General features: G+C 67.0%; 18 protein-coding genes, 2 tRNA genes, 2 pseudogenes and 1 CRISPR repeat array. Of the genes and pseudogenes, 7 read left to right on the forward strand and 15 right to left on the reverse strand.

The genetic code is table 11. The features are described from left to right. Window positions 1–266, reverse strand: a 266-nt coding sequence (locus tag RM423_RS11945; RefSeq protein WP_311423342.1) for a helix-turn-helix domain-containing protein, incomplete at its 3' end; no start/stop codon positions are given. Between the two features lie 85 nt (window positions 267–351). Continuing rightward, a CRISPR array of direct repeats spans window positions 352–3,675; the repeat unit is 28 nt; unit sequence CTGTTCCCCGCTCGCGCGGGGGTGATCC. 450 nt (window positions 3,676–4,125) lie between these two features. Further along, window positions 4,126–4,330, reverse strand: a pseudogene (locus RM423_RS26250) (helix-turn-helix domain-containing protein); the annotation flags it as partial. A gap of 138 nt (window positions 4,331–4,468) precedes the next feature. Here RM423_RS26250 and RM423_RS11955 point away from each other — a divergent pair. After that, window positions 4,469–4,816, forward strand: coding sequence for a nuclear transport factor 2 family protein (locus RM423_RS11955; RefSeq protein WP_311423258.1), 348 nt, complete (start codon window positions 4,469–4,471; stop codon window positions 4,814–4,816). 85 nt (window positions 4,817–4,901) lie between these two features. Here RM423_RS11955 and RM423_RS11960 read toward each other — a convergent pair whose 3' ends face one another. The 12 genes from RM423_RS11960 to RM423_RS12015 form a co-directional block, all read right to left on the reverse strand. Further along, entirely contained in the window at window positions 4,902–5,612 is a 711-nt protein-coding gene (locus RM423_RS11960; RefSeq protein WP_311423259.1) for a GAF and ANTAR domain-containing protein, read from the reverse strand. A 160-nt stretch (window positions 5,613–5,772) separates the two neighbouring features. Continuing rightward, window positions 5,773–5,994, reverse strand: a complete 222-nt coding sequence (locus RM423_RS11965; RefSeq protein ID WP_311423260.1) for a hypothetical protein — start codon at window positions 5,992–5,994, stop codon at window positions 5,773–5,775. A gap of 139 nt (window positions 5,995–6,133) precedes the next feature. Then, window positions 6,134–7,852 carry a hypothetical protein gene (locus tag RM423_RS11970; RefSeq protein ID WP_311423261.1) on the reverse strand — a complete coding sequence of 573 codons (1,719 nt, stop codon included), beginning with the start codon at window positions 7,850–7,852 and terminating at the stop codon, window positions 6,134–6,136. Then, entirely contained in the window at window positions 7,849–9,177 is a 1,329-nt protein-coding gene (locus tag RM423_RS11975; protein ID WP_311423262.1) for a tetratricopeptide repeat protein, read from the reverse strand. The genes RM423_RS11970 and RM423_RS11975 overlap by 4 nt, the downstream gene beginning before the upstream one ends. Next, window positions 9,177–9,839 carry a class F sortase gene (locus RM423_RS11980; protein ID WP_311423263.1) on the reverse strand — a complete coding sequence of 221 codons (663 nt, stop codon included), beginning with the start codon at window positions 9,837–9,839 and terminating at the stop codon, window positions 9,177–9,179. The genes RM423_RS11975 and RM423_RS11980 overlap by 1 nt, the downstream gene beginning before the upstream one ends. Before the next feature lie 189 nt (window positions 9,840–10,028). Further along, window positions 10,029–11,672, reverse strand: a complete 1,644-nt coding sequence (locus tag RM423_RS11985) for a DUF4331 domain-containing protein (protein ID WP_311423264.1) — start codon at window positions 11,670–11,672, stop codon at window positions 10,029–10,031. Between the two features lie 363 nt (window positions 11,673–12,035). Then, window positions 12,036–12,629 (reverse strand): class F sortase, encoded by a 594-nt coding sequence (locus RM423_RS11990; RefSeq protein WP_311423265.1) that lies wholly within the window; start codon window positions 12,627–12,629, stop codon window positions 12,036–12,038. Window positions 12,630–12,688: 59 nt separating this feature from the next. Then, window positions 12,689–13,747: a glycosyl hydrolase family 8 gene (locus RM423_RS11995; protein ID WP_311423266.1), complete on the reverse strand. Its 1,059-nt coding sequence runs from the start codon at window positions 13,745–13,747 to the stop codon at window positions 12,689–12,691. A gap of 38 nt (window positions 13,748–13,785) precedes the next feature. Continuing rightward, window positions 13,786–14,664 (reverse strand): DUF4397 domain-containing protein, encoded by an 879-nt coding sequence (locus tag RM423_RS12000; RefSeq protein WP_311423267.1) that lies wholly within the window; start codon window positions 14,662–14,664, stop codon window positions 13,786–13,788. A 43-nt stretch (window positions 14,665–14,707) separates the two neighbouring features. Further along, window positions 14,708–16,669: an ArnT family glycosyltransferase gene (locus RM423_RS12005; protein WP_311423268.1), complete on the reverse strand. Its 1,962-nt coding sequence runs from the start codon at window positions 16,667–16,669 to the stop codon at window positions 14,708–14,710. After that, a complete protein-coding gene (locus RM423_RS12010; protein ID WP_396327701.1) occupies window positions 16,666–18,033 on the reverse strand; it encodes a glycosyltransferase in 1,368 nt (455 codons plus the stop codon). The genes RM423_RS12005 and RM423_RS12010 overlap by 4 nt, the downstream gene beginning before the upstream one ends. Before the next feature lie 535 nt (window positions 18,034–18,568). After that, window positions 18,569–18,644 (reverse strand) — tRNA-Thr (locus RM423_RS12015). 66 nt (window positions 18,645–18,710) lie between these two features. Between RM423_RS12015 and RM423_RS25595 the strand changes: the two are divergent. The 6 genes and pseudogenes from RM423_RS25595 to RM423_RS12045 all read left to right on the forward strand — a co-directional run bounded on the left by RM423_RS25595 (window position 18,711) and on the right by RM423_RS12045 (window position 24,609). After that, window positions 18,711–19,270 (forward strand): annotated as a pseudogene (locus RM423_RS25595) (DUF1810 family protein). A 99-nt stretch (window positions 19,271–19,369) separates the two neighbouring features. Continuing rightward, a complete protein-coding gene (locus RM423_RS12025; RefSeq protein WP_311423271.1) occupies window positions 19,370–20,053 on the forward strand; it encodes a TetR-like C-terminal domain-containing protein in 684 nt (227 codons plus the stop codon). A 44-nt stretch (window positions 20,054–20,097) separates the two neighbouring features. Then, on the forward strand, window positions 20,098–21,327 hold the full coding sequence (locus RM423_RS12030) for a cytochrome P450 (RefSeq protein WP_311423272.1): 1,230 nt from the start codon (window positions 20,098–20,100) through the stop codon (window positions 21,325–21,327). Window positions 21,328–21,402: 75 nt separating this feature from the next. Continuing rightward, window positions 21,403–22,878 (forward strand): MFS transporter, encoded by a 1,476-nt coding sequence (locus RM423_RS12035; RefSeq protein ID WP_311423273.1) that lies wholly within the window; start codon window positions 21,403–21,405, stop codon window positions 22,876–22,878. Between the two features lie 85 nt (window positions 22,879–22,963). Continuing rightward, window positions 22,964–23,848, forward strand: a complete 885-nt coding sequence (locus RM423_RS12040; protein WP_311423274.1) for an alpha/beta fold hydrolase — start codon at window positions 22,964–22,966, stop codon at window positions 23,846–23,848. Next, complete coding sequence (locus tag RM423_RS12045) at window positions 23,845–24,609, forward strand: MmyB family transcriptional regulator (protein WP_311423275.1); 765 nt, start codon at window positions 23,845–23,847, stop codon at window positions 24,607–24,609. The genes RM423_RS12040 and RM423_RS12045 overlap by 4 nt, the downstream gene beginning before the upstream one ends. A gap of 134 nt (window positions 24,610–24,743) precedes the next feature. On the opposite strand, the gene RM423_RS12050 is transcribed toward RM423_RS12045, so the two are convergent. Continuing rightward, a tRNA-Asp gene (locus tag RM423_RS12050) sits at window positions 24,744–24,831 on the reverse strand. Window positions 24,832–25,101 lie beyond the last annotated feature (270 nt).

Here is a 25,101-nt window from a genome sequence, read left to right on the forward strand (position 1 = left end):
TCGCGGAACCACCGGATCGAGCCCGTCCACCCCACCCGCTCGGCCAGCACCGTCGCCGGCATGTCCGGCACTTCCCTCAACAGCGCCCGCACTCGCGGCTCGAACACGGTGAACGACGTCGGGCTAGGCGACCGCTCATACCTCGGCGGCGCCTGCGAGCCCACAGCCTTGATGACCGTCGTCCGCGAGATACCCAGCCGTTCAGCGATCCGCGCCTTCGGCACACCCTCCGCCGCCAGCCTCCTGATCAGCGCCCAGTCCTCCAAAGTGATCACACTCCAATCGTTGAGTGCTCACTTCTCACCGCCGAAACTGTTCAGTTTTCGAGCGCCGCCGACACGGAACCTCTGGCTGTTCCCCGCTCGCGCGGGGGTGATCCGGCGTTCCACGTGGCGATCCCGTCCGCGTGCGCCTGTTCCCCGCTCGCGCGGGGGTGATCCGTAGTGACCGGACGGCACCCAGGACGGCCACGCCTGTTCCCCGCTCGCGCGGGGGTGATCCGAAGTCGATGCCGCCCAGGTGTGTGATCGCGAGCTGTTCCCCGCTCGCGCGGGGGTGATCCAGCCACGTCGCCCTCTTGACCTTCGCCGCGGACCTGTTCCCCGCTCGCGCGGGGGTGATCCCACCACCGCCGACCCCACCGCGTCCACCAGGTCCTGTTCCCCGCTCGCGCGGGGGTGATCCCCTGGTGGCGACACTCAAGCCGCTGGTCGATGGCTGTTCCCCGCTCGCGCGGGGGTGATCCCACCACGACGTTACGGCTACGGTGCCTGGCCGCCTGTTCCCCGCTCGCGCGGGGGTGATCCCTCGGTGAACCCGTACGGCCGCCCTTCGAGCACCTGTTCCCCGCTCGCGCGGGGGTGATCCGGCCTTGGCCGGCCAGGCGATGGTGCTCGCCATCTGTTCCCCGCTCGCGCGGGGGTGATCCCCGCCTACAGCGGCGAGATCATGACGATCAAGTCTGTTCCCCGCTCGCGCGGGGGTGATCCTGGGGCTGGGACTACAGAAAGAACGGTGCAGCGCTGTTCCCCGCTCGCGCGGGGGTGATCCCGCCGCCGCGCCGGCCGGGTCGGTCACTGTAACCTGTTCCCCGCTCGCGCGGGGGTGATCCCACCTTCAACGGCATGGTCGAGATCAGCCCCGACTGTTCCCCGCTCGCGCGGGGGTGATCCATCATCCGGTGGCTCCGATGAGCAACACCAACGCTGTTCCCCGCTCGCGCGGGGGTGATCCCCTGTCGAAGGCCGGTAACGGGCTCGCCGACACCTGTTCCCCGCTCGCGCGGGGGTGATCCCCCGGCACCTGGCACACCGCCGGTGGAGCAGACCTGTTCCCCGCTCGCGCGGGGGTGATCCCCCGATGGTGGCCGAGTCGGTGACGTACCCGATCTGTTCCCCGCTCGCGCGGGGGTGATCCGACGGAAGAGGGCTAAGCCATGCCGACCGTGACCTGTTCCCCGCTCGCGCGGGGGTGATCCCTCGTCACGGGACCACTTGGACGGCGGTTTAGGCTGTTCCCCGCTCGCGCGGGGGTGATCCCCCGGCACAGGTGCAGTTCCCGTCCCTCGCCGGCTGTTCCCCGCTCGCGCGGGGGTGATCCGTCGTAGACCAGTTGCAGGTTGGCCTCGGCTACCTGTTCCCCGCTCGCGCGGGGGTGATCCCCTCAGAGGCCTCCCCAGCTGGCCCACCCCCACCTGTTCCCCGCTCGCGCGGGGGTGATCCGAACTCGCGGACCGCGGCGGTGCGCGGGTCGCCCTGTTCCCCGCTCGCGCGGGGGTGATCCCGAGTCGTCACCACCGACCGCCGGGTTGTGCCGCTGTTCCCCGCTCGCGCGGGGGTGATCCCTGGTTGGTCGCCCAGGGTGACCACTCGGGGGCCCTGTTCCCCGCTCGCGCGGGGGTGATCCCTTCGCCCAGACCCCCGTCCTGGCCGTGGCCGACTGTTCCCCGCTCGCGCGGGGGTGATCCTTGTCCTCATCCCTGGGCCGAAGGTCGGGCGGGCTGTTCCCCGCTCGCGCGGGGGTGATCCCGTCGCCGGCCTGGCGGGCACACCCGACACGATCTGTTCCCCGCTCGCGCGGGGGTGATCCCTACTCCGGCATCGCCCAGGGCAACCTGGCGAACTGTTCCCCGCTCGCGCGGGGGTGATCCCTCGTCGGCTTTGATGCCTTTGGCGTCGGCGGTCTGTTCCCCGCTCGCGCGGGGGTGATCCCTGGACACCGTACTCATTGAGCGTGTCGAGGAACTGTTCCCCGCTCGCGCGGGGGTGATCCCAACGACGCGCTGGTGACACAGGTGGCTGGTGTCTGTTCCCCGCTCGCGCGGGGGTGATCCTCACCTGCCGGACCGAACACCTCGAACTCGACCCTGTTCCCCGCTCGCGCGGGGGTGATCCTCTCACCTACCAGCTGAGTTACTTCTCGTAGGCCTGTTCCCCGCTCGCGCGGGGGTGATCCGTGATCGCGGTCACCCGACCGATTCTGCTCCTCCTGTTCCCCGCTCGCGCGGGGGTGATCCGTCGGGCGACAAGGGCAAGAAGGCCGAGTACAACTGTTCCCCGCTCGCGCGGGGGTGATCCCACTACCCCCGTGCCGCCATCGTGTCAACACCACTGTTCCCCGCTCGCGCGGGGGTGATCCCCAGGGCGGTGACCTCTGGGTGACGGTTTTACACTGTTCCCCGCTCGCGCGGGGGTGATCCCTTGATGTCCAGGGCGCAGGCGGCGTCGCCGTCCTGTTCCCCGCTCGCGCGGGGGTGATCCCGGGGTCGAGAACGGCACCACGATCCCGTACACCTGTTCCCCGCTCGCGCGGGGGTGATCCAACGTCGGCCGCCTTGCGGAGGTCGTCGGACTTCTGTTCCCCGCTCGCGCGGGGGTGATCCCTCCGTGGCCTCGACGAGCACCTGCACGGCAGCCTGTTCCCCGCTCGCGCGGGGGTGATCCCGTCCTCAAGCACCGCACACGCGGACGGGATCGCTGTTCCCCGCTCGCGCGGGGGTGATCCGAACGGCAGCGAGCTCTCGTCCAACGCAGGGGTCTGTTCCCCGCTCGCGCGGGGGTGATCCGCCGAACCCGGGGGCAGCTCCACCCCCGCCGGCCTGTTCCCCGCTCGCGCGGGGGTGATCCGGTCTTCGTGGTCGGCCCACCGGTCCCGAACTGCTGTTCCCCGCTCGCGCGGGGGTGATCCCTGGCGGCCGGCCGCCGCCTGACGCTGAGCGCGCTGTTCCCCGCTCGCGCGGGGGTGATCCCTGGCGGCCGGCCGCCGCCTGACGCTGAGCGCGCTGTTCCCCGCTCGCGCGGGGGTGATCCCAGCTCCGGTGCCGGACTCGGCCTGGACGCGCCCTGTTCCCCGCTCGCGCGGGGGTGATCCCGCCACCTGGTAGGCGGCCTGCGGCTGGAAGTCCTGTTCCCCGCTCGCGCGGGGGTGATCCCTGACCAGCGTCGTCACCGCCGACAGCGCCGCCCTGTTCCCCGCTCGCGCGGGGGTGATCCGGCGACACCGTCGGCGTCTTCCAAATCGAATCCCTGTTCCCCGCTCGCGCGGGGGTGATCCCTACACCCCTGAGCCGGTGGCTCCGACGCTGTTCTGTTCTCCGCTCGCGCGGGGGTGATCCCACCACCATCTGCCGGTCCGGTGGGTACACCACCTGTTCCCCGCTCGCGCGGGGGTGATCCCCGCTGGCGCGTCCCAGGTCATCCCCGTGGACCTGTTCCCCGCTCGCGCGGGGTGATCCTTTCGCACGGCGAACCGCAACCACCGCAGACAACTGTTCCCCGCTCACGCGGGGGTGATCCGATGACGACGCGTGCAAGCTCACCGCCTACACCCTGTTCCCCGCTCGCGCGGGGTGATCCGGGGCCATGTCGCCATGCGAACCGCAGAAAACTCTGTTCCCCGCTCGCACGGGGGTGATCCGTCGACCCGGACCCGGCGGGCGTCCCAGTGCCGCTGTTCCCCGCTCGCGCGGGGGTGATCCCGTGGCCGAGCACGGCACGTCCGACGATTTTTTCTGTTTCCGCTCGCGCGGGGGTGATCCGACATGCCGAGCGAGGTCTTCGTCGCGATCGATCTGTTCCCCGCTCGCGCGGGGGTGATCCCGTGCCTATTCCCTTCGGGAATAGGCACGTTGCGCTCGCGCAGCGGCACCTCGAGGTGATCGGTCAGCTTCAAGATCATCTCCGGGGTGGGTCGGGAGCGGCCAGTCTCGACGAAGCTCAGGTGCCGCCTCAAGATCTCGGCTCGGACGGACAACTCCAGCTGGCTCAGCCGTCGACGCTCGCGCCATTCACGTAGCAGTTGGCCCGACCGGACGGCTGGCGGTGGACGTCATCCGCCAGACGCTAGCGGTCACCGGACGCCGCGCGATTACCTCCGATGTCCCGGCCACGCATCACCGCAAGGGAATCGACACGACCGATGCACCGAAGCAAAGCTCGCCCTCGTCAAGCAGCACACCGAAGCGACTGTTATGACCGACCTGATCACCAACTACCTGGCCTGCTGGAACGAGGCCGACTCCGACGCCCGCCACGCGCTGATCGACCAGTGCTGGAGCGAGGCCGCATGGCCGGACCCGATGACCGAGGTGGCCGGTCGTGCGGCGCTGAACGCCACTATCAGCGCCGTTCAGCAACAGTTCCCGGGCTGGTCTTCACCCGTCGGCAACGTGGATGTGCACCACAACCAGGCGCGGTTCCAGTGGGAGCTCGGGCCGGCAGGGGCCGAACCGGTCGTCATCGGATTCGACGTCGTCGTCACCGATGCGCACGGGCGTATCGAGCGCGTCCTGGACTTCCTGGACCACGTCCCCGAGTGATCGCTGCATTTGGCAAACTCCCGACGGATGCCCAGCTTCGGACAGCGCTTACCCCCGCCCCAGCTGTACAGACGGATTGGCTTCGCTAGGTCAGTGGTGGCACCGGACCGGCGATGATGCTGCGGTCGCGGGCTCGACGGGCAGCTTCGTCGACGATGCTGGTGGCAAGCTCAGCCAGCTTCACGTTCTGTCGCTGGCTGAGGTCACGCAAAGCAGTCAGAGCTTCGTCGGGGCCACTACCGCGCCGGCTCATCAAGATTCCGACCGCGCGCTCCACGACGGCACCCTCGGTCATGGCCCAATGGGCGCTCGCTGCCAGCCGATTCGCCGCGGCCAACTGCTGGGCGTTGGCGATAACCGCCGAAGCTGCCGCGGTTACCAGCTGCGCACGCTGGGCAACCGGATCGGTGAAGGCATTCTTCGCCTTCGCGTACAAGGTGACCGCGCCCAGCGGTGGCTCGACGCGCAGTGGCAGCGCCAAGACGCTGTGCAGGCCCACACGGCCCGCGCGTGGCCCGAATCGGGACCAGCGAGGCTCACCGCCGAGCGATCCGGACATCACCGGCTGAGCCCCGGCGGCGGCGCTCAAGGAGGGTCCCTCGCCGAGCTCGTCCTGCAGCCGTTCGAGCTCGGTGGCGAATTTCTCGGTGCCGGCAACCGCATCCGCGCGATCGGCCTCTACCAACCGGATGCAGGCTCCATCCACGCCGGTGATCGACTCGTGCACGATGTGAGCTATCGATTGCAGGACGGACGCCAGGTCCCCCTGACCCAGCGGGATCTGAACCAGCTTCATAAGTGCTGGCGAGAGGTCGTTAGCACCCTGCAGGGACAACTCAGCTCCGAACGCCGGCCGATGCCAGAGAGCAAGGCCATCTCGCGATGCCACGCTCCTCTTTACGAGAGGACTTCGGAACCGAACGCCGGACGGATTGCCCGTCGCTGAGCACTCGGTGTCAGGAGCCCCCCGACGCCGTATGCACCTTGACCGCCTGGCCACCGAGCGAGACGTACAACCTGGCCCAGGCCTGGTCGATCGTGGTTGGGCTCGCGCCGTCGCAATACGGTTTCGCCCCGTTGCTGGTGTAGTACTGCATCATTTGCAGGATGTGAGCGGTGTCCGCATGCTGCGCGGCACCGGTGTAGAGCGGGCCGGGCCGTTGGGACTGGTGCCTCATGCAGGTCAGAGTGCCCTGCTGCTGATCGTCGAACAGCCCTGTGGCGGCGGATTTTTGTGTGTGGCCGCAGCCGGCAATGCCCCCGATCACCATTAGTGCAGCCAGGCCTGTGCCCAGTACGTGGCGGGGTTTGAGGGAGTCAGACGATGCCATGTGCAGCTCTCAGTGTGAGGCCGATTCCGACGACCAGGACCAGACCGGCGGTGAGGATCGGCATGAGGAAGGCCAGCCGGTTGGCAGCGCTGAGCCGTCTGCCCGAGGCGAGTCGGGCGAACTGGTTGCGCAATTTGACAAGGATCAGGCCGGCTGCGGTCAGCGCCCCGGCCATTCCGAGCCCGTAGAAGAGAACCAGGGTGATCCCGAATGCGGTGCGACCGAGCGCGATGGCCGCGAGGAGTACCAGCAACGCGGACGGGCTAGGGACCAGGCCACCGGCAACACCGAGGCCGATCAAGCCGCCACGGCTGAATCCCTGGCCAGGCTGGTGTGAGTGACTCCGCGACCCGAACCCGTGCCGGTGCTCGTGTCCCCCGCTGTGTACGTGCTCGTGCGGCTCGTCGTGCCGGTGCTCGTGCGGCTCGTCGTGGCTGGTCCCGTGTTCATGTGTGTGGCCGTGTTCATGTGTGTCGCCGTGTTGGTGGGTGTCGCCGTGTTGGTGGGTGTCGCCGTGTTGGTGGGTATGGCCGTGTGCGTCATGGCTCGCGAGAATGACGTCGGCATGGGTGCCACCCGCCGGTACCAGGGCGAGGTCTACGACTTCGTCTACGACGGTGGCCTGTCTGTGCTTGCGTAACCGGGCGCTCGCCGAGACCAGCAGCCCGAGCCCCACCGCGGCGATGATCAGCCCGGACAGGATGCCCAGGTCCTGTTCGGCGGCGGTTGTCGAGAACGCTGCGGTGATACTGATGATCAGGCCGAGGACGAGCACGCCGGCCGTGTGGGTGACGGTCACCGTGGCTCCGACCAGGACCACGTCGCGTAATCGGCCCTGACGGCCGACCAGATAGGCCGCCATGATGGTCTTGCCGTGGCCGGGCAGGAAGGCGTGTCCAGCACCGAGTGCCAGGGCCAGCAGGATCGCCAGCAAACCTATTCCGGCCGTGAGGTGCTTGCTGCCCACGAGGTTGTTGAAGGCGGTGGCGATTCGGTTGAGCGCGCGGACGGCTGCTCCGGCGACTGGCAGGTCTTTCGCCGCGGCGTACGTGGAGGCGCCCGAGCCGCCAGCAGTGGCGACCGAACCGGACCGGACGTTGAGCGGTGAGGACAGCATGTCGTTGGGGTAGGCGCGCAGCTCGTCGCTGACGCTGCGGGCCGGGAACGGCGACTGCCGCAGGGTCACCCGGTCGCCGACAGCGGTGATCTCGTGCCAGCCAATGCCGGCCGAATCCCAGTTGCTGTTGACCGCGACGGTGGCCTGGCCCGCGAGGTGCGCGGCTGCGGTCAGCTGGCAGGACAGCCGGCCCACCGTGAGCTGGATGACTCCCGGCCGCTCGACGTAGGAGGAGGCGCCGACTGTCAATGAGAGCCGCTGGCCGTTGACCGATATCGAGGTCGAGGTCGCCATCGCGGCGCACTGCCGGCTGGCGTACGCCGCCCGCTCGGCGTCATCGATCGTCCCGTCGCCGTTGGTGTCGATCAACGACTTGCGTTGCAGCGTCGGTATCTCGGCGATGTCCTCGACGGCGGAGTCGACGATGCGGTCGGGGTAGAGCCGCAGCCCGTCATAGTGGTTGACTGTTGCGTTGCCCAGCGGGTGAGCGCCTGCGGTCGGTGCGCCCGCCAGCCCGGTCACGGCGAAGGCGCCGATCAACATGGTGGCCAGCAGTCCGGTTCGACGGAGCGTGGCGTGGCGGATCACAACCCCGCCAGCGCGGTCCGGGCCAGCGGGGCCGCCAGCGGGTTGAAGTGCGGGTTGATGGCCAGCGCCTCCGTCAGCTCGGCTTTCGCCTGTGTCTTGTTACCCAATGCCTTGTGGATCATTCCGGCGTGGTAGTGGAACAGCGCGTTGCGGGTGCCCAGCGCCATCGCCTTCTTCTCCCAGACCAAGGCCTCGGCATCGCGGTGGTTGACGTGCAAAGCCCAGGCGTAGGCGTCGTCCATCTCGATAAACGGCCTGATTCGGATTCCTACCTTGCCGTACTTCAATGCAAGGGCCGGGTTGCCGTGATTGGCGTAGAACAGCGTCGGGTCGGTGTCCAGCGTGACGCCGTTGGCCTGGAAGAGCTTGTTCTCCGTGTCGAACACGGTGTACTGCTGCTGGGCCTCCTTCATGCGTCCGAGCGACTGCAGGTATTCCCCGTATTCCACGACGTACTCCGGCTGCGGCACGGCGTTGACCACCGCGGCGTAGTCGCGAGTCGCCGCATCGGTCCGACCGAGGGCGGCCTCGGCCCGGGCCTTGCCCTGGATCAGCGGGTAGTAGCTGGGATCGATCGTCAGGCCGGTCTCGCACAACGTCAGATCGGTCTTCGGATCCCCGGCGTTGAAGGACAGCTCGCCGAGGTAGTAATAGGCGAATGCCTTGTCCGCCGGGGCTGTGGAGGAGGCCAGCGCCTGCCGCATCGCCAGCCGGGCGTTGGAAATGTCACCGCGCAACTCGAAGACGTACTCGGCGCGGGTGAACGCGGCCACCCCGGGCTGCAGGTCGTTCATCTTCTGCGCCGCGGCGAACGCTTCCGGATAGCGGCCCAGCTGCGTCAGCGCGTCGTTGAGCGAGCCGTACAGGTTGGCGTTGTAGGGATTGAGTTTCAGCCCGCGTCGGGCCCAGCTCAACGCGCCGGTGAAGTCGTGCTCGGCCGCCTTCAGGGCGGCCTCGCCGGCCATCGCCTCGAAGTTCGAGCTGGTGTTTATGCTGAGCGACTTCTTCAGAACCGCTTCGGCCTTCGGATAGTACGAGGGGTCCACGGTGATCTTGGCCTGCTGCACGTAGTCCAATCCCAGACTCGCCCAGGCGCCGTAGTTGGCAGGCGTGGCGCGCACAGTGTCCTGCTGCTTGGCGATGTCGGCCCCGATCGGGTCCGGAATGGACGACCGCGCCGGAGAGGACGACGCCACCCCGGCCGGACCCGATGCCGTCCGGGTGGAGCCGCCGCCGGTGCCCACCGTGAAGGCCGCGACGGTGCCCGCCAAGGCGAGGAGGCCGACCCCGGCCAGCGCACCGGGCAGTGCCCAGCGAATCGGCATCACTTGCTGCCGCTCGCGAGGTAGGCGTAGGCGACGAAGTTCGACAGGTAGCTGCGGGCGTTGGTGTCGAATTGGCCCGTGCAGGTGATCAACCGCAGCTCCGGCCGACCCGTCGCTGCGTACACCGACCGGGCAGGGAACGAGCTCTTGACGTAATTAGCGGTCCGGTAGACGAGGAAGGTCGCGGTGGTTCCATCCGCCCGCGGCACAAGTACCTTGTCACCGACGCCGAGTTCCTTGAGCCGGAAGAAGACGGCCGGCCCCTTGTAGTTGTCCACATGGCCGACGATCAGCGCCGGCGGTTCATCGGCCTCACCTGGGTAGGCGCCGCTGACATACCAGCCCGCCTTGGAAAAGTCCGTGGGCACCTGCAGGGTGCCGTCGGCGGCCAGGCCCAGGCTCACCAGACTGGACGACACCCCGATCTTCGGGATCTTCACGGCAGTCGGCACCGAAGGACTGAGTCCAGTCTCGTCGGTCTTGACCGACCCGCTGATGTGCGCCGCCGGCGCGGGCCTGCTGATCGTGCTGATGGCGCCCGGGGACTTCTGAGGGACGGCCACCGCCATGGACGCGCTCTTGTGCGAACCCCCGAGGGAGCTGATCAGGACGGTGGCGGCGACGCCGAGCACCAGGCCGCCGGTGGCGAACGCGACCGGCATGACCGGAAACCGGCTAGCGGGCCGGTCACCGCTCCGGGGCGGCTCGGCCGGATCCTCAGACTCGGGCTTTTCCCCAACCGGGGGTGTGTCAGACATCGAAGACTCTTCCTGCCGTCAACGGCAATCTGGGAGGCACGACAGCCGAGCGATCTCGGCGTCGTGCCTCCCAGGCAGCACCTGTCAGGCCGACTAGCTGGCGTCCATTCCTGCAGTGTTGCTGCGGCGACGCCACACCAGTCCGGCCGAACCGAGAAGAAGCACTGCGAGGATACCGGTCGTCATCGGAACCATCGGGGTTCCGTGACTGCGGAGCGCGGTGCCACCGGCGCCGGTGTCGACCCCGCCGGTCGGCATCGTCATGCCGCTGCTACCAACGGTGGGGTTCACACCGCCGTTGACCGCCCTGTCGTTCGGCAACGCGATGTACGGGAAGCTGTTGGAGAAGGCCTTGTCGTTGGTGTTCACCCCGTCACCGGCGGCGAGGGCGGAGACGAGCTTACCCGACTGCGCAGCGCCTTCCAGCGCCTGCAGCTCGATGTCGACCACGTCATCGGACAGCCGGCGTCCATTCGGGAAACCCTGCAAATCGTTGGCCAGCACGCCCAGCCGGTTCGGCATGGCGGCGACCGGAACGGCCATGTTGAGCCGCAGCTCCTCTGACGCCACGAACTTCGACGCGGTGACGTCCTTGTTGAGCAGCTGAGAGTTCAGGTCAGCCTGGATCGGGTTGGCCGCGTCGTTCGGGTGCGTCTTGTGGATACCGGTCAGGAAGATCTCCACGAGATCGTTGCGCGGCGTGGCTGGCGCCGGGATGCCGTAGATCGACTGGATGAGCTTGGGCACCTCGGGGCTGGTCACTCGTTGGACGACGGCCGGGATGGTGTGGTCGACGTCCGGGGTGATCGAGTTGAAGGCATCCTTCAGACCGGTCGGTACGACGACCTCGTTGACCAAGGGGTTACCGAGCCGAGATACCTGCACGAACGGCCCGCTCGGGGTCGCCTTGCCCGCGGTGAGCTGAAGGGTCTGCTTCTCGGTGCTGCTCCACACCCCGATGACCGGGTTGCGGGTGCTGTTGCCGTTCAACGCCAAGGCCGCCTTGGGCACCTGCAGCGCAATGGTGTTGACGTTGTAACCGGCCAGGGTGTTCTGACCGCTCTCCTTCAGGTTCGCCCCGTACAGCAGGTCGAAGACCCGTAGGTCCAGGAAGAACGGGTCGTCGGCCTGACCGGCGAAGGTCTTGCCGGCGCCGCCGAGGACCGGCGTGATCGCGGCATCACGCAGCGAGGCGTAGTTCGGCATCGACGCGGGGCCTACATCCGAGGGAGCCGCGGTGCCGGTGGCGATCGTGGCGGCGACACCGCCCTTGATCGCCTGCAACGTGTACGTCTGCTTGAACAGCAGGTTCGGGTCGTTCAGCGAGGTGACCGGCCCGTTGTTGTACAGGAAGGTGTTGGTACCACGGTCATCGTGATTGGTGAAGGTCCACCGGTAGACGATGTCGGCCTTGCCGTCACCATTGCTGTCGATGTTGATGTCGTAGTGCGCACCCGCAGCGAACGGATAGAAGTTCGGACCACCGTTGGGCTCCTCGAACGGTATCCAGTTCGCGATGAGCGTCACCGAGTTCGCGTCGTTGGGGCTGGTGAACGCGTACACGTCGGTGTTGTCGATCTGGGGGTCCGACGCGGTGAGCGGGGCCTCGCGGTGGCTGGACGCGTCGGCGGCACCCGGCATGAACCCGACCGCGGCACCCCCTACGGCCATCAGGCCGACCAGACTCGCCGCCATGGTCCGCGAGCGGGAGCGACGGCCCTTCTGTACTTCTGTCATGCTCGATCCTTCCGCCGCCCGAAGGCAGACTGTGAGCGCAAAATGCGCGGCTTCCACCGTCATCCACGTGAGGGTGAATTTTCCAACCAGTTCAGAGCGCCCGAATCCTCGGACTCAAGCGCAGTCAATCCATGACATTCTGGGCGGCAGAGCACAATGCTCTCGTTATCGCAGCAGAAAAGCGGCGACACCGATCCCAGCCGGCTGGTGATCAACAGTCGTAGCTCACCGTAATCAGATGGATCTGTCAAGTCAGAACGGCTCGGGTGATCAAGGCGTGACCTTCGCTACGACAGAGGCGCTTGCTTTGGACCCCCGATTCACGTGAGCAGACACCAGCTCTCCGACACGGGTACCGGTCGGTCACGACACCAAATGGGTGGACACGACCAGGTTGTCGACGTAGCTGTGCGCGGCGCGGTCGAAGTCTCCGGTGCAGGTGATCAGGCGCAATACCTGCAGCGCGGTCGGTCCGTAGACGGCGGCGGTGGGGAACTTGTCTTTGGGGTACTCCTGCACCGTGTCCACCACGAATGTCAGCACGTGGCCGTTCTGCTGCCTCACCGTGGCGGTGTCGCCGGGCCGCAGGTCCTTCAGGCGGAAGAACACCGCCGGACCACTGACGGAGTCGACGTGTCCGGCAATGACAGCAGGCCCGGGATCGCCGGGCCGAACGCCGTCGGCGTACCACCCCGCACGCTGCCATTGCGAGGGCGACTGCAATGTGCCGTCGTCGGCCAGACCCAGCGGTTGTAACGAGCTGGTGACGCCGATCGCCGGAATCGATACCGACACCGGCGGCGAGGTCGTGGCGGCGGCCGCTGGGGCAGGAGCGAGCGCAGTGGGATTGCTGCTCACCAGCGCCGGTGAGGTCGACGTCGACCTCGCGGACGAAGTCGCACGCGAGGTGGTCGGCGAAGCGTCGGGCGCGGCACCACCACCACAACCGGTCAGCATGGTCAAGAGCGTGAGACCAGCGATACCGGCAGCCAGCGGTACGCCCCTGCTACCCATATTCATGAAGTGCTTGCGGCGCAGTCGGTGAGCGTCCGCGTGGTGAGCATTGCGGCGCCCAACGCGATCCACGCCGCTCCGTAGTAAGTGGGGGTGGTGGCCTGCGTTCGCTCCGCCGCGCTGAGCGCCGACGTGACGCCGGCCCGGTCACCGGCGGCCGAAGCCACTGCCGCGACCGCCACATCGCTGATCGGATGCCGCCAACTCACCTGCGGCTCCCCCGACAGCGACCGGATCGCCGGTTCGCCCAGCGAACCGACAGCCCGCGAGGCGGAGGCCGCCAGGGCACGATCGGCCGAGTCGCAGGACGAGGCCAGTCGGATCAACAGGCGAGGCGCGTCCAAGCCATACCGCGGACCAGCCGACCCATCCGGGCTGCCAGCGGGGGTAACCCCGGACGACGACTGATCCGGGTGCACGGAAGCCCAATCCGGCGGAAGCGCGGAGTTCACGAGCGTGCCGTCGAGCCGGCGAGTAGCCGTGGCGACCGAATCCCACTCCCGGTCACCGGTGAGCCGGCTCAACATGCTCGCTGTGCCGCCGACGAGATAACTGGGGTTGACCGTCGCGGGGGACTTGATCGCCCATGGCCCGGCGACCAGCACCCGTCCGGATTGAGTTGCGACAGTCTCACGTGCCAACGCGGCGGCCGCGAGCGCCCTACCACTCGATGTCGCGTGCGAGTCGCCGAATTTCCGGCCGGCGAGCGCCAACGCCCAGGCGGCATCGATGTCTGCGTCGGCGGCCGATTGCTCGTCGGCAACCTTGCCGTCCACCCACCGCCAGGCCAGCAACCCGTCCGGCTGTTGCAGATGCATCCTCGTCCAACTCCAGATCGTGTCGAACTTCGCGCGATCACCGGCCGTGACGGCCAGCAACATGCCATAGGCCTGGCCTTCGCTCACCGAGTCATTGCCCTGGTCCCGCCGTACTACCCGGCCGTCGGCATCGACCCAGGTAGCGAGGAAGTGCGCGGCCAGTGTCCGGGCCGCACGATCCGCGGTGCTCGGCTGCTGCCGATTGCGGAAGATCACCCCAGCGACCACGAGCAGAACAACCACAACGGCAGCCAGCAACCACCGTCGTGGACGCTGCGACGTCATGCCACCGGCGACCGATCCGAACGCACTCGACGGACGCCGAATCCCGCCAGCAGCAGAACCACCGCGAGCCCACCGAGCTCCAGTGCGAGTTCAGCCTTCGCGCCGCCGGTTGCCGTGAACGTGCCGGCCGTGCCGCCACCGCCCGCCGGCACCGCACCGGCCGGCATCTTCACCGCGCCCGCGGCGTCCAATGTGGTGCTCAGGGTGAGGCCGCCCCCGCGCTTGTCGAGCAGCAGGATCGAGGTGACGCTTCCCGAGGCAACGGATACCGATCCAGCCGTGCTCACCGACGGCATGCTCACCGCTATCGCCTTCAAGGGCCAGGTGCCCGCGGCCACCTGCGCGTAACCGGTGGCCGTCGCGAAGGCGGCGTCCTTGGCCACCACAGGCCCGTTCACCGCGACCACGGTTGCGGTTGGTGCGACGCTCGCGGCCTGAATGAGCCGCACCCGCGCCGTCCCGGGCTTGGGCGGGGTCAGGTCGTCGTTGAAGATCGCGCCCTTGCGCGCGGTTCCACTGCCCACGGCAGCAGCGGTATAGGCCTTGCCTGATTTGGCATCCAGCGTCCACGTCATCATCGGCCGCTGGGTGGCGGGCGCGCCGTGCGGGCGCATCGACACCGTGTAGAGGCCGGCCTTGACCGGGGTGTACTTGCTGACGCCGCCGTATACCTCGTTCGGGACCCACAGCGTGGTGGTGCCGCCGGAGAACGCGGTCAGGTAGACGTCGACCCCGGGTGCGTCCGGTGACAGGTGAGCGCTGCGGATATCTGCAATGCCGGTCGGCGTGGGCGAGGCGTAGGCGAGGCCACCGGTGCCTGCGGCGGCAAGAGCCACGGCGAAGACCCCGGTAGCGGCGAGGCGGAAACGATTCATCGTAGGTGTCCTTAGGGGTGAGGAGGGATGTTTGTCGGAGTGATCAGCCCTGCGGCACGACGGTGTCGCCGTCGATGGACCACACCAGTCGGACACCCCCGGACGCAAGTGCCTTGATCTGCATGGGTTGATAGCTCGTGGCCTGACCACTGAGTTCGGCTCGAGCCTGGGCAACGGTAAGTCCAGCCACGTCAACCGTCCTGATCGACAGTCCCGCGGCGGCCTCACTCGGGTCGATCGCCAGCGAATCGATCTTCACCGGCTGGATCGCGGCGAGGGAGACCAGGGCTGCCGCTGCTCGCAGATCCAGCCTTCCGGTTGCCAGCTCAGCCCTCGCGGCCGGAGTCTCACTCAGCCCGGAGTTTCCCGCGAGCGCCGCCGATGCGGTTTTCCGCATCGCGGTCGCGGTCTTCAGCTGGCTGGTGAAGGAAGCCAGACCGGACGAGATCACCCGGCGCACCTCCACCCGGGTGTCGCCGGAACCGAACACCGCATACAGAACGGAGTTGTTCAGTGCCTCCGCGACTTGCGGCGCCGCCTGCGGATTGGTCCGCAGCGATTGGGTGGATACGACGTAGTCGTAGTCCTTCCACCCGTCCGGCGAGAGCCGTTGGACCGCGGGATCGGTGTCGACCTTGTAGTACCAGACCACATTCTGACGAGGAAAGCCGCTGCGAACCAGATCGACCCAGAACGCGTCGTCGACGGTCAGGCGAGCGGTGTGCGGAATGTTCTGCTCGATCCAGCTCTCGGCTTGGGTCACGGGCTTGTCCAACGGACCGATGAACAGACCACGCTGCTGGGAGACCCAATCCGGGCCGCCCAGTCCCACCGCGACCAGACCGACCACCACGACCACCGGCAGTAACGGGGCGAAGCTGCGCCGGCCAGCAACTCTGGTCTTCCACCGACGCGGCACCCAGTGGGCGGCGCGGTCGGCGACGCCGGCGATCAGCAGGGCCGCGAGCGGCAGCATCGCGATCACATAGGGCACGGGCAGATAGCCGGGCCGCAGCATGGTCAGCAAGAGCAACGCATAACCCACTGCGAGGGGCCGCAGCCTGCTGATCGCCAGCGCCGGGACAACTGCCAACACCGACAGCACCGGGAATACCGTGTCCAGCTGCAGCCATTGGTGCAGATGGTCATGGCTCAGCGTGCCAGGGCTGAAGATGCTGCCGCTGGCCTGGCGGGTGAACAGCTGAAACTTGACTCCATTGAGCAGGCTTACGTGATTGGCTCCGGGCATCAACTCGTTCTTGATGACCGCGTAGAGCACGTAGAAGCCGCCGGTCAGTACGAACGCCGAGGCCGCCAGGGACACGGCGTACCGGCGGGTGCCACCGATGCCGCTGCTACGCCACAACAGGTAGCCGACCGCAGGCAACAGCAGCAGTGACGTCTCTTTCGTGAGCACCGCTATGGCAAAAGCCAGACCGGAGGCGGCATAGGCCCATAGTTGCCGGCGTGGGCTCAACGCCAAGGCCAGCGCCGCGAGGATCCACGGAGTCGCGATGTTGTCCAGGTAGACCGTCCGGTGGAACTGCACCGCGAGCGGGGACAGGCTGAACAGCGCCACCGCCAGAGCAGCTGCCCAGCGCGCCATCAGCAGCCGCCGGCAGACAACCCACAGCAGCACGCAGCTCACCAACTGGAAGAACAGCATGCCCTCGCGGCCGGCCAGCACCGCGTTCGGTTCACGGCCGAAGGCATCAGTCAGCCAGGTGTAGGCAGCGAGCTGGATCCAGCCCAGCGGCGGATGGTCATACCAGTACGTGTAATGGCCCAACGAGTGAAACGTCTGAACCGCGTACGCCTGGGCTACATAGGTACCCTCATCGTCGATGCGCTGCGGAGCGCCGGCCATTCCGATGCCCTGCCACAGCATCGCCAGGACGAGCAGCGGCGACAGGGTGGCCAGACTGCGCCAATGCACCTGGAGCCATTCGGTTCGGCGGCGGAACCCACTGTCGGGCACTTTGGCCCGGATCGCGGTGCTCGTCACGACGCCAACTCCAGACGCGGGTCCACCTGCGCGCCCGCAGTATCGATGCGGTGCAGGTTGCTGTGCTCGGTCTTTTCCCAGCTGCCGTCTCCGCGCAACTGCCGTACCACCGCCCGAATTGATGCGAAGGCGAGTAGCAGCTGGTAGGGAACGGCTCCCACGACCAGGTAGACGTAATCCCGCAGTCGGCGTTTCAGGCCGTACAGCTTGCAGAACTCCCCGTAACCGGCCGCCTCGACCGCGACCGTCATGATCGTGGGCACGATCGGTAGCAGCGTGATCAGCACCACGCCGGTGGGCACACTGGTGAAGAGCATCAGCGCCACTGAGAGCGGGACCAGCAGCCCTGTCATGGCTTGCAGGAACGGCATCGACAGGGTGTATCGGGCCAGCAGCCGTTGACTGCGAGTCGGCAACTTGCGCCATTCGCCCTTACCGAGGACCTGAAGGAAGCCCTGGTTCCACCGCGTCCGCTGCTTGACGAGGGAACGAATACTGCCGGGGGTCTCCTCGCGAGTGACGACCTCAGGCTCGTAGGCGACGGCGACGACCGCGCCGCGGCTGGACAGTCGCACGCCGATCTCGCAGTCCTCGGCCAGACACTCGGGATCCCATCCCTTCACTTCGCGCAGCAAGTCCGTCCGGGTGAAAACGGTATTACCGCCCAACGGAATGAAGTTGCGCGCGGCGTGATAGTGCAATCTACTGCGGAACCAGAAGTAGTACTCCAGGCAGTTTCGCAGCGTCCACCAACTTGTGTGTGCGTTCATGAGCTGCACCCCGCCCTGCACCACGTCAGCACCGGTTTCGGCAAACCGGGCATCGACGTGGCGAATCAACTCTGGATGCACCTCGTCCTCGGCATCGAAAACGCCGACGATGTCACCCCGGCAAGACTTCAGCGCAGTGTTGAGCGCCTTCGGCTTGTTCTTGGGGACCGAATGGTCGATCACCACGCGAACCCGATCGGGATGGCGGGCAGCCGCCTCCCGCGCGACCAACTCGGTCTCCGGGTCGTCGTGGCCGATGATGGCGATCACTTCGACGTCGGGGTGGTTCACCGCGGCGAGGGTATCCAGCGTCTGACCCAGGACGGCCTGCTCGTGCCTGGCCGGCACCAGCAGCGAGAAGCTCAGGTGAGTGTCACGCGTGAGCTCGTTGAACCGCGTGCCGCTCAGGTGTTTCGGGGTGCGCCAGGCATGAAGCATCCACGAGAGCGTCGTTGCGGCGACCGCGGTGAGCGCGAGGCTGAGCAATATCAGCGCGCCGATACCGACTAGTTCCGCGATCGAGGCCGAATGGTGCACTGCCACCGGAACGGTCGGCCTGGACCTGACGGCCGGCCCCAACAGCCCTCCCGGCATGGGCCCCGGCGTGGCCGGGGGCAGCACCGGCGAACCGGCCGCCTGCGCCGCCGGAAGGGCGAACGCCCCCCACGTGAGGCCGAAGGCGCTCAGCGCCAGGCCGCTCGAAACGGCTCGGCGCCGCAGCGCAGCGTTGATGACATAAGGATGAAACAAAAGAAGCCCCCGTGTGTTGGGCGTGCCGCTCGTAGCTCGAGCAGCGTGATACCCATTCAAACGTCGTTCGGAGTCAGCCGCCACCATGGTTTGGAATTCGATGAACTTTACGCCGAATTAGCGAATATCCGAACGTTGAGTAATTCGCTGATCACGGACAGTAACTTTGCCTGCCACATGTTTTTATTTTTAGCACCTGGCTATACGTCCATACGAAACAATAGTTGTCCTCGCCCGCTTACGTCACCCATCCCGGCCTCGGCTGCGTGGCTCGCGGTGTGACGGAGCGTCCTGGCGGGTGCCGCCCTGCGTTGCTCGGGCGGCGATGCCTGGTGCAACCGGGAAGGCCTCGGAAACCCGCGGGCGGAAAGGATGGACGTGGAGCCGCCTCGGAGAATCGAACTCCGGACCTTCTCATTACGAGTGAGACGCTCTGCCGACTGAGCTAAGGCGGCGCACGGCGAACCGCGACCAGCGAAGTCTAACCGGTGCGGCCGGTGCTGGTCGAACCGGTGCGGCCAGTGCTGGTCGAACCAGGCCCCAGCCAACGAGGGTCCCGGCGAACCATCCTCAATCAGAACCCCAAGGCAGCCAAGCTCACAGGGTCGCCACAGAGTTCCCACAGGCAGCAACCAGCCGTACGGCGCAATGTCCACAGTGAGGACCAGTACCACCTGACCCGCTTCGTCACCGCACAGGGAGGAGGGCGGCACCTACGATCGCGCGCTCGCCTAGCTACGGCGGGGCGCAAGACCAGCCACTGGATGTGGTTCGTCTTTCCGCAGTCGCCGGACTGGGGCAGAGCGCGACGTCACGCAGGTACGCCATCACCTCCCTCGGCGAAGCGCGGGCGTATCTGGCCCAATCCCGTGCTCGGCCCGCGCCCGCTGGTGTCCGCGACGTGGTCACGGCAAGTGACGCCTCTAGTGCCGCCCAACTTCTCGATGGCATCGACGCGCACAAGCTGCGTTCGTCGATGACGCTGTTCCTGCGGGCAGCGCCGGCCAAGCAGGTGTTCGCCGAGGTTCTGGATCGCTTCTCCGACGCAACCGCCGATCCCGCGACCGACGCCCTGCTCTGAGGGCACAGCCGGAGCACCGGCCCCTGGCGAATTCTGGAATCCGCCGATATTACCTCGCTGGTAATCGACCGGTCCGACGCTACCGGTCAGCCTAGGGCAATGACGCTAGAAGACTCCACTGTCCTCATCGACCTGGGCCCGATCAGGGACGCTGCCGTCGAACAACTCGCTGCCCGGCGCACCGTGAAGCTCGCCCCTAGCACGCTGGCCACCGCCTCGAGCCAGGATCCGGACAAGATCCGGCGGGCGTTTCCCGACTCGAACGCGGTACTGAGCGCACTGGTTCTTGGCGCCTACAACGACATGAGCGACGCCGCGGAGGCCGCGATCGTACCCGGTGACTCGCCACTGCAGCGCTGGATCGCGATCAGCCGGGGCGTCCGGGCCTGGGCGTTGGGCCACCCGGACGAGTACAGCCTCATCTGGGGTCAGCCGGTGCCCGATTTTTCCGCGCCGCCGGAGACGATGGCCGCCGGTGCCCGCACGGTGCTGGCGTTGCTGGCCACCCTGCACGAGGCACTCGCGGCCGGTGAGCTTCTTGGCGGCGAGGACGACCTGCCGCTGCCGCCCGCGATGGCCGCAAACGTGACTGCGTTGGCCGAAGGCCTACTCAACGGCCTGCCCGACTGGGTCATCGCCCGCATGCTGGTCGCCTGGACTCAGCTGCATGGCATGGTCGGCTTCGAGGTCAACGGCCACATCGCCGGCGTAGCGGGGGATCCCGAGGCCTTCTTCGATCATGCGGCTGCCCAGATGGGTCGCTACGTAGGCCTGTCCCGTTGATGGCGGTCGCCTCGTTCAATCATCCGACACCTAGAGGAACATTTATGCTCGCGACCGCCGAAAAAGTGCTGCACTGGCCGTTCTCACGAACTATGCACGGCCGTCCCCCGGTCGAATTCGACCTGCTGCGCACCGAATCGGCGTGCCCGGTACTGCTACCGGCCGGCGCTACCGAGTCCCGGCGTGCCTGGTTGGTCACCGCCTACGACGACGTCCGGCAGGCTTTGGCGGACCCGCGACTGTCGGCCGACGAGGTCCGTCCAGGCGCACCTGTTCGCATCCAGGTGCCACCGGGCGAGCGACCGAGTTCCTTTCTGCGCATGGACGATCCCGATCATGCCAGGTTGCGCAGCATGATCACGTCCGAATTCACCGCGCACCGAGCTCGGGCCGTCCGGCCCGTGGTGCAGCAGCGCATCGACGATCTACTCGACATTCTCGCGGCATCGCCTGGTGCGGCTGATCTGCAGCAGGTCTTCACCCGGGCGCTGCCGACGATGATCATCGCGGGCATTCTCGGGGTACCGACGGCAGACACTGGGAACTTCGTCGAACTGACCAGGACCGTGCTGTCGCAGGACGATCCGATGGTTGCTTTTGCCGCCTACCAGCAGATCACGCAGTACCTTCGCGACCTTGCCGTTTCCAAGCTGGCGGAACCAGGCGAGGACTTGATGAGCCGGGTGGCCACCAAGCACGTGCGCACCGGTCACCTCACCATCGACCAGCTGGTCGGTATCGCCCGGCTGGTACTCATCGCCGGGCACGAGACCACCACGAACCAACTCGCGCTCAACGTCCTGAGCCTGCTGCTCGATGCGAACCTGCGCGCCCAGGTCCTCACCGACGGTGGGGCGAAGATCGGGCAGTACGTCGAAGAGGCAATGCGCTATTGGTCAATCTCACAGGACGCGATTCTGCGACAGGCAACGGTCGACCTGGAACTGGGCGGCGTGCAGATGCGGGCCGGCGACGCGGTCGTGATTTCGATCCCAGCCGCGAACAACGACCCCGCAATGTTCGCCGATCAAGACGTGATCCGGTTGGACCGCGATTCGGGCAAGCATCTGCAGTGGGGCTACGGCCCGCATTTCTGCCTCGGCGCCCCGCTGGCTCGCCTGGAGATGGAACTCGCCCTGCGCTCGCTGTTCGAGCGATTTCCCAGTCTGGCGCTGGCAGTGGACGATCCCGCACCGCTGTATCGGACTGACACGATCTTCTTCGGTGTGAAGACTCTGCCGGTGACCTGGGACCCGGAACTACCTCGCAGGTAATTGAGGTACGCCGCCGTAGCCGCGATCTTCATAGAACGTCGACTAATCCGAACATCCGAAAAGAAGGAGCGCATCATGAGCTCTGATGTGAGTACTGGACCCCCTGCCCTACAAACGGCGAACCCGGCTGAGCGGGCACCGCAGGGCGCCGCCGCCGACAAGGTCCGCTGGGGTGCACTTGCCCTCGTCATGGTCGGCACCTTCGTCACCATCCTTGACTACTTCATCGCCAATGTCGCCATTCCGTCGATCCAATCCGGCCTGCACGCCAGCCCGGCGCAGGTCCAGTTGATCTTCGCCGGCTACGGCGTTGCCTTGACCGCCGGGCTGATCACCGGTGGAAGGCTGGGCGATCTCTACGGACGCCGCCGCATGTTCGGCATCGGACTCGCCGTGTTCACCGTCGCATCGCTCGCCTGCGGGCTGGCCCCGACGGCCACCGACCTGGTACTGGCGCGCATCGTGCAGGGCGTCGGCGCGGCTCTGCTGGTACCCCAGGTGCTCGGCATTCTTTCCACGATGTACACCGGCGAGCACCGCGCGAAGGCGTTCACCGCTTATGGCCTGGTGATCGGCCTGGCCGGCGTCTTCGGTCAGCTGGTCGGCGGCGCTCTGATCAGCCTCAACATCGACGGTCTCGACTGGCGTGCGGTGTTCCTGATCAACGTTCCCATCGGACTGCTCGGTCTCTTGTTCATCCCGAAGGTACTGCCCAAGATCGCCAGCACCCCCGGCGCCAGCTTGGATCTGCTCGGTGCCTTCCTGGTGACCGGCGCGCTGGGCCTGCTGGTGTACTGCCTCGTCGAGGGCCGCGAGCAGCACTGGCCGGTGTGGTCCTGGGCCGGGCTGATCCTGGCGGTCGTCCTGGCTGTCGAGGCGATCGTGCATCTGCGTCGCCTCGCCGCTCGCGGCGGCCAGCCCTTGATCGACCCGGGTATGTTCGCCAACCGCACCTTCTCGGTGGGCCTGGCTGCAACCGTGACCTACTTCCTCTCGATGGGTTCGTTCTTCCTGCTGTTTGCCTTCTACCTGCAGCAGGGCCGCGGATTGAGCGCGTTGCAGTCCGGCCTGCTGTTCATCGCACTCGGCTCCGGATACTTCGGCACCTCGGTGCTCGCCACCTCGCTGAGCAAGCTGATGGGACGCCAACTGGTGGCAGTCGGCCCGGTGACGATAGCCTTGGGCTACGGCCTGGTCGCGCTGACCGTGCATGAGATCGGTATCGGCGGCGACATCGGCTGGCTCATTCCGGGCCTGCTGGTCGCCGGTTTCGGCATGGGCATGACGACCGGTCCGCTGACCAACACCGTGCTGATGGGCGTGGACCCGCAACACGCGGCCGCTGCCTCGGGTGCCGTCAACACCGCCCAGGAGGGTGGCGCGGCGATCGGTGTGGCCATTGCGGGCACCGTGTTCTACCCGGCCCTGGGCAACGTCGTACACGCCGAGTCCTTCGCCCACGCGCTGCAGGTGTCGCTCATCCCATTGATGGCATTCGGGATTCTCGCCGCCCTCCTTGCACAGTTGCTGCCGCGTCCGGCCAAGGTCTGAACCAACCCGGACCCGGCGCGCCCGTGACAGCGATACGTCGTTGCCTGGCGCGCCGCCACCACCCCTGCCGAGCCTGGAGCTGACCATGAGCCTGCTGACAACCCGTGATGGAACCCGTTTGTATTTCGAAGATTGGGGAACCGGACGTCCGGTGATTCTGCTCGGCACTGCCATGCTGAGCGCCAAGATGTGGGAACACCAGGCTCCATACCTGGCTAAAGAGGGTTTTCGCTGCATCACCTATGACCGGCGCGGCTCCGGCCGGTCGGACCGGCCGTGGCAGGGCTATGACTACGACAGCCTGGCCGACGACCTCGCCGATCTGCTCGACCACCTCGACCTGACCGACGTCGCCCTGGTCGGCTACGCCGTCGGTGGTGGCGAAGCGGTGCAGTACCTGGCCCGGTACGGCGAGCAGCGGGTGAGCGGGTTGGTCCTCGTTGCCTCGACCACTCCCTTCATGATGCAGACCCAGGACAATCCCGATGGCCTCGACATCGCCTTGTTCGATCAGTTGGTCGAGGTGATGACCGCGGACCGCCCGAAGTGGATGAGCGAGCTGGCCGGGACGTTCTTCGCCGGCGCTGACCCCGAACGCGCCGCGGTGTCCGCTGAATTTGCCCGCTGGATCATCGACATCGCGCTCGACAGCTCGCCCCGTGCCGCGGTGGAGATCTACCGGACGCTGATCACCGCCGACCAGCGAACCGAGACCGCGAAGGTCTCGGTTCCCACGATGATCATTCATGGCGACGCCGACCTGGGCGCGCCGTGGCCGCTGTGCGGCCTCAAGACGTCACAACTACTGCCCGATGCTTCGGTTCACCTCTACCCGGGTGCAGCACACGGCCTGTTCGCGACCCACGCCGATCGATTGAATGCCGACCTGCAGGCGTTCCTGTCTGCCGGGGCGGTTCTGCCGGGCCGGGCATCGAGGGAGGACAGCACGGTAGCTGTGCAGCACCGGTGACCGATCCCAACCCGCCGGTAGGTGGCGCGTCGGCTGAGCGGGGCGGCACTCCCTCGCGAGCGAGTGAACTGCAACTGATCCTGGATCCGCAAGTGCCCGCGTCGCATGTCAGCTACATCGACACCCCGGACGTCGGGCCCAACAGCGTGTCGGCGCTCGAGATCTCGGAGCAGCTCGGGGTGCCAATGCGCGGTCGCCGGGTGCTACAGGGTATGGCCAGCCGCGCGCCCGTCTACTTCTACCGCTCGATCGCCGATCCGCTGCTGGCTAACGTTCGGGACTCGATCGCCACCATCCTCGCCGGCTTTCGGCCCTACCCGGCGCTGGCGATAGATCACAATTGGGATCTGGTCGCCGCCAATTCGAGCTTTGCGCTGCTCACGGCGGACGTGGCGCCTGAGTTACGCGCGCTGCCGATCAACGTGTTGCGGCTGAGTCTGCATCCGGGCGGCCTCGCCGGCCGGATTCGGAATCTGGCACAGTGGCGCTTTCATGTGCTGCGCCACCTGGACGAGGCGGCCCGAACCAGCGGCCGTCGCCAGCTACACGAACTGCATGCCGAGCTCAGCGACTACCCGGGCGGGGAAAGCTACGAGGTCGAGCCGGGCGTTGCTGTTCCGCTACGAATCCGGTCCGGGCATCGCGAGCTGGCATTCCTGTCCACGGTGACGGCGCTGAGCGGTGCCAGCGCGGAGCTGAGCATCGAAGCCTTCCTACCCGCGGACGAGTCGACGGCGCAGATCCTGCACGAGTTGATGTAGCAGCCGCCTCAGTTTCGCCGTGAAACCATGCGTGCGCTGATTCACACCGGCGCCGATGGGCCTGCCGCAACGAAAGGCTCGCGGCCGGATCGGCTGCGAGCCTTTCGTTGTGTCGGGAACAGCTTTTCAACTTGCGGAGAGGGCAAGATTCGAACTTGCGCAGGCCGTGAAGCCCATCCGAGCGATGCCCGGATCCCCTTAAACCACTCAGGGAACCTCTCCTTGAAGGATTACCGCGCTACCCGCCTGCCGGCTACTGTTCGGCTTTCCTTGCTAAACCCACTCTGCCAGCGTTGCCTGATCCAGCGCTGACATCTGGCTGACGATCGGAGCCTGCCCAACGTCGAGGTCGCGGGCTCGCGCGCCACTTTCATGGGGGGTGACCGGGCGGGTCTGCTGGTTAGGCCGTATCGTTCGGCTCAGGGCGGCAAATAACCTGTTTTTGGACGGTGAAGCCACATATGCTGGTAGCGGAATTAAGGCAGCCCTACC

The sequence above is a fragment of the Jatrophihabitans lederbergiae genome, from assembly GCF_031845305.1.
GTDB lineage: Bacteria > Actinomycetota > Actinomycetes > Mycobacteriales > Jatrophihabitantaceae > Jatrophihabitans_A > Jatrophihabitans_A lederbergiae.

What these genes read in the sequence shown, in the direction of transcription:
- RM423_RS12030 (WP_311423272.1), top strand. Translation starts at nt 20,098, where the DNA reads ATGCTCGCGACCGCCGAAAAAGTGCTGCACTGGCCGTTCTCACGAACT.
- RM423_RS12010 (WP_396327701.1), bottom strand. Translation starts at nt 18,033, where the DNA reads ATGCCGGGAGGGCTGTTGGGGCCGGCCGTCAGGTCCAGGCCGACCGTT.
- RM423_RS11960 (WP_311423259.1), bottom strand. Translation starts at nt 5,612, where the DNA reads ATGAAGCTGGTTCAGATCCCGCTGGGTCAGGGGGACCTGGCGTCCGTC.
- RM423_RS11975 (WP_311423262.1), bottom strand. Translation starts at nt 9,177, where the DNA reads ATGCCGATTCGCTGGGCACTGCCCGGTGCGCTGGCCGGGGTCGGCCTC.
- RM423_RS12025 (WP_311423271.1), top strand. Translation starts at nt 19,370, where the DNA reads ATGACGCTAGAAGACTCCACTGTCCTCATCGACCTGGGCCCGATCAGG.
- RM423_RS12040 (WP_311423274.1), top strand. Translation starts at nt 22,964, where the DNA reads ATGAGCCTGCTGACAACCCGTGATGGAACCCGTTTGTATTTCGAAGAT.
- RM423_RS12035 (WP_311423273.1), top strand. Translation starts at nt 21,403, where the DNA reads ATGAGCTCTGATGTGAGTACTGGACCCCCTGCCCTACAAACGGCGAAC.
- RM423_RS11980 (WP_311423263.1), bottom strand. Translation starts at nt 9,839, where the DNA reads ATGCCGGTCGCGTTCGCCACCGGCGGCCTGGTGCTCGGCGTCGCCGCC.
- RM423_RS11965 (WP_311423260.1), bottom strand. Translation starts at nt 5,994, where the DNA reads ATGAGGCACCAGTCCCAACGGCCCGGCCCGCTCTACACCGGTGCCGCG.
- RM423_RS11990 (WP_311423265.1), bottom strand. Translation starts at nt 12,629, where the DNA reads ATGCTGACCGGTTGTGGTGGTGGTGCCGCGCCCGACGCTTCGCCGACC.
- RM423_RS12000 (WP_311423267.1), bottom strand. Translation starts at nt 14,664, where the DNA reads ATGAATCGTTTCCGCCTCGCCGCTACCGGGGTCTTCGCCGTGGCTCTT.
- RM423_RS11985 (WP_311423264.1), bottom strand. Translation starts at nt 11,672, where the DNA reads ATGACAGAAGTACAGAAGGGCCGTCGCTCCCGCTCGCGGACCATGGCG.
- RM423_RS11955 (WP_311423258.1), top strand. Translation starts at nt 4,469, where the DNA reads ATGACCGACCTGATCACCAACTACCTGGCCTGCTGGAACGAGGCCGAC.